This window comes from Rhodoferax sp., from assembly GCF_028689295.1.
Lineage (GTDB): Bacteria > Pseudomonadota > Gammaproteobacteria > Burkholderiales > Burkholderiaceae_C > Rhodoferax.
Genome location: NZ_JAQTWL010000024.1, coordinates 1 through 12,164, shown reverse-complemented (window position 1 = coordinate 12,164; position 12,164 = coordinate 1). Strand labels below are relative to the sequence as shown.

Annotated in this window: 10 protein-coding genes; 2 read left to right on the top strand and 8 right to left on the bottom strand. The window is 59.2% G+C overall.

Annotation, left to right across the window (positions count from 1 at the left end; translation table 11 throughout):
* Nucleotides 1–72: 72 nt before the first annotated feature.
* The 8 genes from PHF15_RS14700 to PHF15_RS14665 form a co-directional block, all read right to left on the bottom strand.
* Complete coding sequence (locus PHF15_RS14700; protein ID WP_300122218.1) at nucleotides 73–915, bottom strand: alpha/beta hydrolase-fold protein; 843 nt, start codon at nucleotides 913–915, stop codon at nucleotides 73–75.
* Nucleotides 916–946: 31 nt separating this feature from the next.
* Entirely contained in the window at nucleotides 947–2,896 is a 1,950-nt protein-coding gene (locus PHF15_RS14695; protein WP_300122215.1) for a sialate O-acetylesterase, read from the bottom strand.
* A gap of 293 nt (nucleotides 2,897–3,189) precedes the next feature.
* Nucleotides 3,190–4,245 carry a sn-glycerol-3-phosphate ABC transporter ATP-binding protein UgpC gene (gene ugpC, locus PHF15_RS14690; RefSeq protein WP_300122212.1) on the bottom strand — a complete coding sequence of 352 codons (1,056 nt, stop codon included), beginning with the start codon at nucleotides 4,243–4,245 and terminating at the stop codon, nucleotides 3,190–3,192.
* 1 nt (nucleotide 4,246) lies between these two features.
* Nucleotides 4,247–5,581: a GH1 family beta-glucosidase gene (locus PHF15_RS14685; protein WP_300122210.1), complete on the bottom strand. Its 1,335-nt coding sequence runs from the start codon at nucleotides 5,579–5,581 to the stop codon at nucleotides 4,247–4,249.
* Between the two features lie 20 nt (nucleotides 5,582–5,601).
* Nucleotides 5,602–6,432 (bottom strand): carbohydrate ABC transporter permease, encoded by an 831-nt coding sequence (locus PHF15_RS14680; RefSeq protein WP_300122208.1) that lies wholly within the window; start codon nucleotides 6,430–6,432, stop codon nucleotides 5,602–5,604.
* Nucleotides 6,419–7,354, bottom strand: a complete 936-nt coding sequence (locus PHF15_RS14675; protein ID WP_300122206.1) for a sugar ABC transporter permease — start codon at nucleotides 7,352–7,354, stop codon at nucleotides 6,419–6,421. The genes PHF15_RS14680 and PHF15_RS14675 overlap by 14 nt, the downstream gene beginning before the upstream one ends.
* Nucleotides 7,355–7,393: 39 nt before the next feature.
* Nucleotides 7,394–8,656: an extracellular solute-binding protein gene (locus PHF15_RS14670; RefSeq protein ID WP_300122204.1), complete on the bottom strand. Its 1,263-nt coding sequence runs from the start codon at nucleotides 8,654–8,656 to the stop codon at nucleotides 7,394–7,396.
* A gap of 116 nt (nucleotides 8,657–8,772) precedes the next feature.
* Entirely contained in the window at nucleotides 8,773–10,032 is a 1,260-nt protein-coding gene (locus PHF15_RS14665; protein ID WP_300122203.1) for a cation:proton antiporter, read from the bottom strand.
* A gap of 247 nt (nucleotides 10,033–10,279) precedes the next feature.
* On the opposite strand from PHF15_RS14665, the gene PHF15_RS14660 reads away from it, so the two are divergent.
* Nucleotides 10,280–11,530, top strand: coding sequence for an ABC transporter substrate-binding protein (locus tag PHF15_RS14660; protein ID WP_300122200.1), 1,251 nt, complete (start codon nucleotides 10,280–10,282; stop codon nucleotides 11,528–11,530).
* A 183-nt stretch (nucleotides 11,531–11,713) separates the two neighbouring features.
* On the top strand, nucleotides 11,714–12,164 hold a 451-nt coding region (locus PHF15_RS14655; protein ID WP_300122197.1), incomplete at its 3' end, for a sugar ABC transporter permease.

Genomic DNA, 12,164 nt, shown 5'->3' with positions numbered 1-12,164 from the left:
GGGATGAACGGCTGCGGCTCTTCAACGAGCACGACATCTCGGTAAGGCCACCATCGTTCCAGCAGTACGTATTCACGCTGGGAACGGCTTCCTTGAAGCGCTTGTTTGCCGCTTATGTTGCAGAAACCACTCATACAAGGCCGGATTCTCGTAGGTCTGCGTCCAGGAATCATGGCCCACGCCAGGGTAAACCGTGAATTTCACATCCCCGCCACAGGCCTTCACGGCGTCCACCATGTCGGCGCCGTCCTTGAGGCTGACGACCGTATCTTTGTCTCCGTGAAAAGCCCATATCGGAATATTTTTCAGATTGCAGGCTCTCTTCACATCACTGGCACCACAGACCGGCGCGATCGCGGCGAATCGCTCGGGATGATCAGCTGCCATGTTCCAGGTGCCATGGCCACCGCGGCTCAAGCCGGTCAGATAAATGCGATCGACATCCACCGGCAGGCGCGCGATGACTTCATCCAGCAACACCTTCAGGCTAGTGCTATCCCAGTTCGTATTGGCAGGTGCTTGCGGCGAAACCACGATGAAAGGAAAGTCCCTTTGTGTCTCGACTATTTTCGGCGGCCCGTGCAACTTCACTTTTTCAATATCATCGCCACGCTCACCGGAGCCGTGCAGAAAGACGATGAGCGGCCATGTCTTGCCAGCGACCTTGTCGTAGCCCGGGGGCAAATAAAGCAGAAAGCGGGTTTTGTCAGTTTTGCCGCTTTGTTTTTCAAATGATTGCGGATGCTGGCCTTCGGCCAGTGTCCAAGGTTCACGCATGGCACATCCTCCAAGAAAAAAAGTAGTCGCCATCAGAATAGTCAGTGTGTGCTTTTGGGTCATGGCTTTTGGCTTTCTTTTTTTGGCGGCATTGCAGCACTGCACGATGGCAGCAACTGGCCATCTCTCGAAAGCCATGACGCAGCGCCCCCATCGAATGCAAGGCTAATCAATAATGGTATTTCATCTGATCGGTCAGTCCCGGCCAGTCGTCGCTGCGGAACGGTGACGCCGGCAGCCCATTGCGGTTGAATAGATTGCTTTCTTCAGGGTTATCGACCCACCCGTAGCGTACTGCCTTGGGGTGGGCGACAGCAGAGTGCGAGACGATTACCTTGTTGCCCTGAATGCGGGCCCGGGCTGGCAAGAACTGCCGACGGTGATCCGCCACGGCAAAGCCGCGCAAGGTCGCTCCGCTGCGGGCCGTCACCAGACCGTGACCCACTTCAGAGAAGCTGACTTCGACCTGCGAACCGCGCACCCGTATCGACTGGTATTGCGGGCCACTGGCTACGAGCTGCTTCTGGCCATACTCGTTCTTAAGGGCGTGCAACGCCAGACGCAGGCCAACGCCCTGCTTGTTGCGCGGGTGGATATCGTTCGCATTGCCAATATCGGTCGCCACCACCATGCCGGTGCCGGGCAGCTTCAAGGCCTGACGCTGCGCATCGCGCAGTTCCGCCCAGCGGCTTCCCACCAGGCTATTGCGGTCCAGTGGCAAAAAGGAAGCCAGTTGCACGAAGTAAAACGGCAACCGGGGCTGCTGCCATTGCTGGCGCCAGTCCTGGATCAGCAAGGGGAAGGTTTGCGCGTATTGCCGGGCACGCGGCACATTGCTCTCGCCCTGATACCAGAGCACGCCCCTGATGGGAAAGCCCGTGAGGGGGCTCACCATCGAGTTGAAAAGCAGCGTCGGAAGATCGTTCGGGGCGATTTGGTCCTTGCTTGAAATACTCTCCACGCGTGCCTTCCAGTCACCGGCCAGCGTCACACTGTCGGCTCCCGTTTGCAAGCGCATGGCGCTGGCCTCGCCATGGAAACCGCCACCACCGCCAGTATCGGTGACGCGCACAGCCACCAGGTTATTACCGGGCTTGAGCAGGCATGCGGGCACGCCGTAGCGTCGAGGGGTCTCCCAACCGCAGGTGTCGCCGACACGCTGGCCGTTGACGTAGGTCTCGTCGCAGTCGTCGATCATGCCCAATTGCAGCGTAGCCGCCGATGCCGCCTGTTCTGGCGTCAACTCGATCACACGGCGGTGCCAAACCACGCCGTCCAGCTCTTCCAGTCCCTGATCTTCCCAATACAGGGGAGCACGCAGGGTGGCCCAGGCACGGTCGTCAAAATCGGGTTCCTTCCAGCCTTTGGTGGAGCCGGCTTCAACCGGGATTCCGGATTGCCAGCGCGCGATCAGGGTCGTCATGCGATGACGGTACCGCGCTCCGTACTCCGTGGCATCCGCCGGCATGGAAGCCAGGGCGAATTCAGGCCGTGCCGCCAGTGCGATCGGACTGAGCCAGGTCTCGATGTTGCTGCCGCCCCAGGAGGCGTTGATGATGCCGATCGGCACGCCCAATTCCTGCTGCAGCTTGCGCGCAAAGAAATAGCCCGCCGCGGAGAATTCACCCGTATTGGCCGGACTGCTGACTTGCCAGGCTGACTCGCCAATGTCGGCGGCCGGTTGAAATGCGACCGTCTTCGGTACCTTGATATGGCGAATCAGTACCCAATCCGATTGCGCCACCTCCCTGGCCGCGTCGTTGGACTGGCCCACTGTCAATTCCATATTGGATTGCCCGCTTGCCAGCCACACATCCCCCACCAGTACATCCTTCAAATGGATGGTGTTGTCGCCCCGAACCGTCAAGACGTAAGGTCCGCCTGCGGCTTCGGCCTTGAGCACTGCGCGCCAGTGCCCCTGCCCATCCGCCGTGCTGTGGGTGGACTGGTGGTTCAATGCCACGTGGACCGTCTCACCCTGTCGGGCCGATCCCCATACATGGATGGACTGGTGGCGCTGCAGCACCATGTGGTCGGTAAAGACGTGAGCCAGTCGAACTTCCGCCTGCGCCATTGCCCCTGCCATTACCAGTATCAGTGCAACAAAATTGGTTCTCATGAAGTTCTCCCAGACAAGAGGCCAACAAACCCAAAATGCCATTGCGCGGCGGATTGGATTCCGCCCCCGGCAACTGGGTGCTCTGCGATTGACACCGGGCATCGCCACTGCGGCGGGCTGTATTTCTTCAAAAGGGTTTCGATCGCACCAAAGACCCGCTAACCTGCCGTCGCAAACAGCGGCAGCGTTGACAGCGCGAGGCGCAAAAAGGACAGAATTGAGGTCATGGACGGCGGTTCCCAATTTCGGTTAAAAGGTGATTTTGAAGACCGGTGCAGGGACCGTGCAATGTTTTATGAGAGCAATTGGCCATCGCTCGAAAACCATAGCGCACCGCCCACATCGAATGAGAGGCCTGTCAATTGCCCAGGCACCACGCGTCCTTCGTGAGCCGCAACCTTGGCCGTCAGCAATGCATCTACACCCTCGACGCGTAGATGGATGATCGAGGCGTCGCCCAAGTGCTCAACCAACATGACCTGGGCGGGCACGCCCTGTTCCACGTTACTCAGGTGCAGATGTTCCGGACGAATGCCTACTTTGTTCGCCTCAACCGGGGCCTGTCGGGCGGTAGCGCTCCACAAGGCGGCGTGCGCTGCGGAGGCATCCTGCGCCGGACGGCTGATCAGGTTGATATGCGGAGCGCCAAGAAAGGTGGCGACAAATTCATTGACCGGGCGCGCGTACAAGTCCATGGGCGCCCCCAATTGCTCGATGCGCCCCTTGTTGAACACAGCAATGCGGTCACCCATCGTCATGGCTTCCACCTGGTCGTGTGTCACATAAATCATGGTGGTGCCCAGCTCCTTGTGCAGGCGCGCCAGCTCGATGCGCATGGTCACGCGCAGCGCGGCGTCCAGGTTCGACAAGGGTTCATCAAACAGGAACACCTTGGGCTTGCGCACAATGGCGCGACCAATCGCCACACGCTGGCGCTCGCCGCCGGACAAAGCCTTGGGGAGACGCGGCAGCAGGTGCGAGATGCGCAGCACGTCGGCGGTGCGCTGAACCACTTGTTCGCGCTCGAACTTCTTGACACCGGCCATGCGCAGCGAGAAGCCCATGTTCTCGGCCACGGTCATGTGCGGATACAGCGCATAGCTCTGGAACACCATGGCTGCGCCCCGATCTGCGGGGCGCAGCTCGTTGGCGCGAACGCCGTCGATCAGCAAGTCGCCTTCTGTGATGCTCTCCAGCCCCGCGATCATGCGCAGCATGGTGGACTTGCCGCAGCCGGAGGGGCCCACGAACACGAGGAACTCGCCGTCGCGCACCTCCAGATCGACGCCGTGGATCACGGGCACATCGCCGTAGCTCTTGCGAATGCCCTTTAGCGCCAGATGTCCCATGTCACAGTCCTTTTCTTTTTTCCGCAGCCAGAAATGCGCGGTACCAAAGCGCGCTGTCCTTGAGGGTGCGCTCTTGCGTGGCGTAATCCACCCGGACGATGCCAAAGCGCTTGGCGTAGCCTGAGGACCACTCGAAGTTGTCCAACAGGCTCCAGACAAAATAGCCGTTCACCCGAACACCCTGGCGCATGGCAGCAAGCACGGCGGCAATATGGTTTTCGATGTATTTCTGGCGCCGCCTGTCATGCACCTGGCCGTTGATCACCTCGTCTTTGAACGCAGCACCGTTTTCCGTGATGTAGATGGGCGGCAGTGTGTAGTCACGGTGCAAGCGCAGCAGCAACTCGGTGAGGCCTTGCGGATACACCTCCCAGCCCATATCGGTGATTTCGTGGCCGCTGGCCTTGACGTCCCAGGGCTCGCCCGCGCTGACCACGCTGCGCATGTAATAGTTGACACCCAAAAAATCGATAGGCACCTTGATTTTGGCCATGTCTCCCGGCAATACCTTGGGTGCATCGGCACCCAGATCTTCCAGCACATCGGCCGGATATTCACCCTTGAGCAATGGCTCCACATACCAGCGCAATCCGCCACCATCGGCGCGGCGCGCAGCCGCGCGGTCGGCGTCGAAGTCCGTCGCAGGATTGATGGGAGACAGGTTGAGCACAATGCCCATGTCGGCCTTGCAGCCTTGTGCCCGCATGGCCGTCACCGCAATGCCGTGACTCAAAAACAAATGGTGCGCGACCTGGATCGCGACAGCACGGCTTTTGATGCCAGGGGCAAAGATGCCTGACTCATGACCCAGCACCGCCACCACCCAGGGTTCGTTATGGGTACAGATGGAGGCGACGCGGTCGCCCAGGTGTCGTGCCACTTCACAGGCATAGTCAACATAACACTGCACGGTGTCGCGGTTCTCCCAGCCACCGGTGGCCTGCAGGGCAGACGGCAGGTCCCAATGATTCAGCGTCAGATACGGTTTGAGACCACGCGCGAGCATGCCGTCTACCAGCCGCTCGTAGAACTCGAATCCCTTCTCATTGAACGCCCCCGAGCCCAAGGGTTGCACACGTGGCCAGGACACCGAGAAGCGGTAGGCATCAACACCCAGGTCGGCGACCAGGTCGAGGTCAGTTTCCCAACGGTGGTAGTGATCGCAGGCCACCCGGCCATCGCTGGCGTCCTGGATAGCGCCGGGAATGCGGCAGAAATCATCCCAGATGGAAGGCCCTTTGCCGTCGGCTTCGGACGCACCCTCGATCTGGAATGCACTGGTGGCAACGCCCCAGATGAAGTGCTTGGGGAAGGCAGCGTTGGATGTAGTGGTCATAGTGTGGTCAAGAACAGAAATCAGCCGCGCACCGCGCCGGCGGTTAACCCATCAATCAGGCGGCGGGAAGAAAAGGCAAACAGCACCAGCAGCGGCACGGTGGCAATGGCTGCGCCCGCCATGAGCGCACCCCATTCGGTATTGGCCGGGCTTTGCAGGCTGCGCAACGCCAGTGGCAACGTGTACATCTCGGGCGAGCGCATCACGATCAGCGGCCCGATGAAGTTGTTCCAGGAACCGATGAAGGTGATGAGGCCCAGCGTGCCCATGGCGGGCTGCAGCAGTGGCAGCACAACGCTCCAATAGATGCGCAACTCACCGCAGCCGTCCATCCGCGCGGCCTCGATCAGATCGCGCGGAATGGCCGAAGCGATGAACTGACGCATCATGAAGATGCCGAAGGCACTGGCCGCACCAGGAATGTACAGCGCGCGCGGCTGGTCGATCCAGCCGAAAGCGTCCATGATCATAAAGGTCGGGATCATGCCAAGAAAGGCAGGCAACAGCATTGTCGCCATCACCAGCGTGAACAGCGCCTTCTTGAAGCGGAACTCGAACATGGCAAAGGCGTAGCCGCCCATGCTGCAAAACAGCAGCGTGAGCCCCGTGGCAGCCAGCGCCACGTACAGGCTCCAGCCCAGGCTGCGCCAGAACGGGATGCGCTCATTCAAAATGCTGAAATTCAACATGAAATCGTTGCCGAACCACAGAGGCGGTGGCATGCTGAATATCTCGCTGCGGGAGTGGCTGGCAAACACGAACATGAAATAAAACGGTGCCAGCATGATGAGCGTGCCCACTCCCACCAGCAGGTAGGCGGCCCAGGGCGCCAGACGATCACGCTGCATCATGCCGACTCCGAAACACGCGGTTGGTGAGCCATGTCAGCAGCGCAACAAACACAAACAGCAGCCACGATAGCGCGCTGGCGGTGCCGAAGTCATTGAACTCGAAGGCTGTGCGGTACATGTACATGGCGGTGGTCATGCCTGCCTGGTCGGTACCGCCGCGCCCGCCGGTCAGGATGAAAGGTTCTTCAAACAGTTGCAGTCCACCAATCACGGAAAGCGTCACACCAAAATAGATCATCGGCTTCAAGCTGGGCAGCGTGATGAACCAGAACTTCTGCCAGCGCCCGGCTCCGTCCATGGTGGCCGCCTCATAAATGTCGCCAGGAATAGTTTGCAGCGCGGCCAGATACAGCACCGTGTTGAAACCCAGATAGCGCCAGAACACCACCAAGGAAATAGCAGGCTTGACATTGTCGGCCTGGTTCAGCCAGTCGATGGGTTGCGCCGGCATCAGCCAGCCCAGGACTGGCACGTGGTGCAAGGCTTGCAGGCCTTGATTGATCATGCCGTAGTCGGTGGAAAACAGCGTACTGAACATCATGGCAATGGCCACGGTAGAGGTGATGTAGGGCAGAAAATAGATGCCAACGACGGCGTTGCGTGAGCGCTTGAAGGAGGAGTGGATAAAGAACGCCAGCGGAATCGCCACCAGATGCTGCGGCACGCCGGCGGCCGTCGCCAACCAGAAGGTGTTTTTCAGGGACTTCCAGAACCACTCATCTTGCAGTGTGAAAATGAAATTTTCCAGCCCGACAAACTTCATCGCCGACAAACCCGCCGTGGGCTCCCAGGACTGGAACGCCAGGAGGAACGAGAACGTCAGCGGGAAGATGCCGAACACCACGAACAGCAGCACAAACGGGCTCAGGAACACGTAGGGCGCCCATTTCGGCGACAGACGGGGGAGCAGTGATCGCTTCATGGCAGGGGTCTGCGTAAAGAGGAGTCGCGCAGGGCCGCCTTAGCGACGCGCGCGCCGCTCCAGCAAGGCCTTGGCATCAGCCAGCGCCATGAGGATGTCCTTGCCCTGATCCAGCACCTTGTCCAACTCGGTGTTGATGATCTCGTCGGCAATCGGATCCAGCTTGTGCACGTTGATGGCGTTGATCTTCAACGCCGCTTCGCGCCACAGCAAACGTGCCTTTTGACCGCCCAGAAACTCGATCGGTTGCTCATAAAACGGATCCGTGTGCGCAGCCAGCAAGGCCGGGAAAGCATCCTGCATCTTGAAGGCATTGAGCTGCACGTCACGGTTGAGGATCATCAGCTGAATGAACTCCCAGGCCAGGGCCTTGTTCTTGGCCGCTTTGGGAATGACGTAGAAAGTGCCACCCCAGGCGGCCCAGGATTTCTCGGGCAGTTGGGCTACGCGCCATAGTCCCCTGGTGCTGGGCGCAATCCAGGTCGCCATGTGACCCGCCAGCCAGGCACCCGACATCTGGGTGGCGATGGTGCCGTTCTTGAAGCCCTGCGACCATTCGGTGGACCAGGCGCCGATCTTGCCGTCGAGCTTTTGTTGGCGCACCTTGCGCGCCAACTCGAAGGCACGCACAAAGCGCGGCGAGTCCACCACCACCTTACCCGCAGCGTCAAAGTACAGGCCGTCGCCGGGCTTGACGTTGGAACGGATCAGGATGTCCTTCATGTCGCGGGCGTGCGCCATCAGGTAGGCACCGGTGCCGGCTTTGATTTTCGCGCCCGACGCCACAAATGAATCCCAGGACTCGGTCAGTTCGGCTTCGGTGACACCGGCCTTTTTCAACACATCGACGCGGTACAACAGTGTTCCTGGGCCGATGTCGGTCGGGGCCGCGACCACCGCACCGGTTTTGGTGGTGGCCTGCTTGAAGGCAAAGGGCACAAAGCGCGCTTGCGTGTCCTTGATGCGATACGGCGTCTGGGACAGGTCTTCGAGCCCGTCGCCAGCGGCAAAACGACCCACGTAGCTGAACTCCAACGCCATCACGTCAGGCAGGTTAGACGAAGTGGACAACGCCGTCGTCATTGCCGTATGGTGGTCGTCAAAGGCACGGCTGACCAGCTTGATCTCCACATTGGGATGTGTTCTTTTCCACAACGGAATCGCGGCCTTGATGATCTCATCCACCGCTGGGTAGGCCGTCACGGACACAGTCTGACTCTGGGCCTGGGCCAGACCGGCGCTGACGAGCAGCGCCGTCAGGGAAAGAATTTTGCCTGCGGTACGGGCAGCACTAATAAGCATGCTTGTCTCCGGTTTATAAATTACAACGGATATGGAAAGGATTCCATCTTACCCTGAACCGCGCCAAATCCTCTTCACGCTTACCCTAAGCTGAACAACGCGAGCCGGGTCGGCGATTACAAAAATGCCTCTTCTTTAGCGGCGCGCGAGGCCTTGCTGCCATAGACCCGCTCGAAGAGCGGCGTCGCCATAAGTGTGGTGGTAATGGCCATCAACACCATGATGGCGAACAGCGCCGGTTCGATGATGCCGCGCTGCAAGCCGATATTCAGAATAATCAGCTCCATCAGGCCGCGCGCGTTCATGAGCGTGCCCACGGCAAGCGCTTCACGGTGACTGGTCCCATGCCAGCGCGCGGCGCCATAGCAGGCAACGCCCTTGCCCAAGGTGGCCGCCAGCAACACCAGACCGGTCAGCCACCAAAGATAGGGGGTGTTGACCAAGCCAATCTTGGTGTTTAAACCAGAATAGACGAAGAACATCGGCAGCAGGAAGGCCGTGGTCAGCGGGTAGATGATGCGATGCAACTCGGCCGCGAACTTGCCCCGGGGCATGGCGATGCCCATGATGAAGGCACCAAACACCGCGTAAATCTGGATGAAGTCGGTAAACCACGCCCCCAGCATGACCAGCATCAGCACAAAGATCAGCATGCCCTGGCTCATCTCACCTGCCGCTGCCACTCGTTTGCCCAGCGGTAGCAATGCACGCCGAAGGCCCAGCAGGACAACGAGCCCAAACAAAACACCACCGCCAATCGCATAGACCGCGATGGCCGGATTGTTCTGGAAACTCGCCAGCACGACGGCCAGCACACACCATGCCGCAGCGTCGTCCATGGACCCTGCCGCCAATGCCAGGGTACCGAGCGAGGTCCTGGATAAACCCTGCTCAAAAATAATACGCGCCAGCATGGGGAAAGCCGTAATCGACATGGCCGCACCCATGAACAGCACCGCCTGCAGGGTCGTGGTCCTGGCGGCGAACAGGCTGGCATCACGGACCAAAAAATACGCCAGCGTCCCGCCCAGTGCAAATGGCACTACGATGCCCGCCAGCGAGACCGAAGCTGCACTACGCAAGCGTGACTTGATCAGATTGACGTCGAACTCGACGCCAATCAGGAACATATAAAGCACCAATCCCAATTGTGCGACCGCAAATAGTATGGGGGTGGAGTCGACAGGAAAGAGGTAGGAACTGAAACCGGGAAACAGCCACCCCATCAGGGATGGCCCCAGCACCACGCCAGCGATCATCTCGCTGACAACCTGCGACTGTCCTATCCGATTGAACAGGATGCCCATGATTCGGCATGCCCCCAGAATGACGGCCATTTGCAGGAAAAACAGAACTGAGAGATCTAATGTGCTCATGTCTTTTGATCAGATGGAAGTTTGAAGCCGCAACGGAATGCCGTGCCGTTCGAATCTATCAGACGAAGCGCGGGCATCGGATTCAGAAGCGTTGAAGCCTTAGAGAATGGAAATCAAGGGTAAACCATAATAGTCTCCATCGAAATATTAATTAACAATTAATTAATTCGCGCAACATGGTGTCTGCACGAATCAACCCAAGCCTTGGCTACCCAAGAACAACCCAGGCTCACTTCAAGGAGATGACATGATCAAATTGACCCAATTGGCGACGGCCGTGGCAATGGTGGTGGCGGCCAACGCGGCGCTGGCCGGCGAAGTCGAGGTGCTGCACTGGTGGACCTCGGGCGGCGAGGCCAAGTCGGCGGCCGAGCTGAAAAAAATCATGCAAAGCAAAGGCCACACCTGGAAAGATTTTGCCGTGGCCGGTGGCGGTGGTGACAACGCCATGACCGTGCTCAAGAGCCGTGTGGTGGCGGGCAACCCGCCTGCTGCAGCCCAGATCAAGGGGCCGGCCATTCAGGAATGGGCCAGCGAGGGCGTGCTGGCCAATCTGGACGCCACTGCCAAGGCCGAAAAATGGGATGCGCTGTTGCCCAAGGTGGTGGCGGACGTCATGAAATACAAAGGCAATTACGTTGCCGCCCCGGTGAATGTGCATCGCGTCAACTGGATGTGGGCCAACGCCGCCGTGCTGAAAAAAGCCGGTGTGTCAGGCGCCCCCAAAACCTGGGACGAATTTTTTGCTGCCGCTGAGAAAGTCAAAAAAGCAGGTCTGATTCCGGTCGCCCATGGTGGCCAGAACTGGCAGGATTTCACCACCTTCGAATCCGTGGCGCTGGGCGTCGGCGGTGCCGTTTTTTACAAAGATGCCTTTGTCAAGCTGGACCAAAAAGCCTTGACCAGTCCTACCATGACCAAGGCGCTGGAAACCTTCCGCAAGGTCAAGACTTACACCGACCCGGCATCCCCCGGGCGCGACTGGAACCTGGCCACGGCCATGGTGATCCAGGAAAAAGCCGCCTTCCAGTTCATGGGTGACTGGGCCAAGGGCGAGTTCACTGCCGCTGGCAAGGTGCCGGGCAAGGACTACATCTGCGCCGCCGCCCCCGGCACCGCCAACGCCTTTACGTTCAACGTCGATTCGTTTGCCATGTTCAAACTGAAGGACGCCGGTGCCCAAAAAGCGCAGGCCGACTTGGCAGCAGCCATCATGGGCACCGAGTTTCAGGAAGTCTTCAACCTGAACAAAGGCTCCATTCCAGTGCGCCTGAACATGGACATGGCCAAGTTCGACGACTGCGCCAAGCTTTCCAGCAAGGACTTTGTGGCGACTTCAAAAGCCGGCGGCCTGGTACCCTCCATCGCTCATGAAATGGCCGTTCCGCCCGCCGTATCGGGCGCCATGAAGGATGCGGTCAGCCAGTTCTGGAACAACGACAAGATGAGCGTGGCAGACGGTGTGAAGAGCATCGCCAAGGCGGCTGCGACCAAGTAAAGCCCTCCCAGGATCAGACGGGTCGGGTGTTTCGCGTAGTGAGGTAAAGGAGGAGACCCCAGTCCGCAGGTTTGGGGTCGGGGGACACGAACGAAGTGAAATACCCGGCCCGTCTGATCCCGTCACAGCGCAAGTGCTCCTAAAACAGCCCACACCACTTTCCAACCGTAAGGCCAAACAGCCATGAAGTCTTTTGAAAACGTGTTGCCCAAGCTGGTGATCGCGCCGGGCTTTGTGCTCGGCTTCGCCTTCATCTATGGTTTCATGATCTGGAACGGGGTGTTGTCCGTGACCAACTCGCGCATGCTGCCCAACTACGACGAGTTCGTCGGGCTGGAGCAATACACTCGCCTGTGGGAAATGGACCGCTGGTACGTGGCGCTCAAAAACCTGGGCATCTTCAGTGTGCTGTATGTCGGCGGCTCGATGCTGCTGGGCATGCTGTTGGCCATCTTTCTGGACCAGAAAATCCGCTTCGAGGGCATGATCCGCACCATCTACCTGTACCCCATGGCGCTGTCGTTCATCGTGACCGGCACCGCCTGGAAATGGATTCTGAACCCAAGCCTGGGCCTGGAAAAGCTGATGCAGGACCTGGGCTGGAGCAGCTTCAGCTTTGACTGGCTGGTGCAAT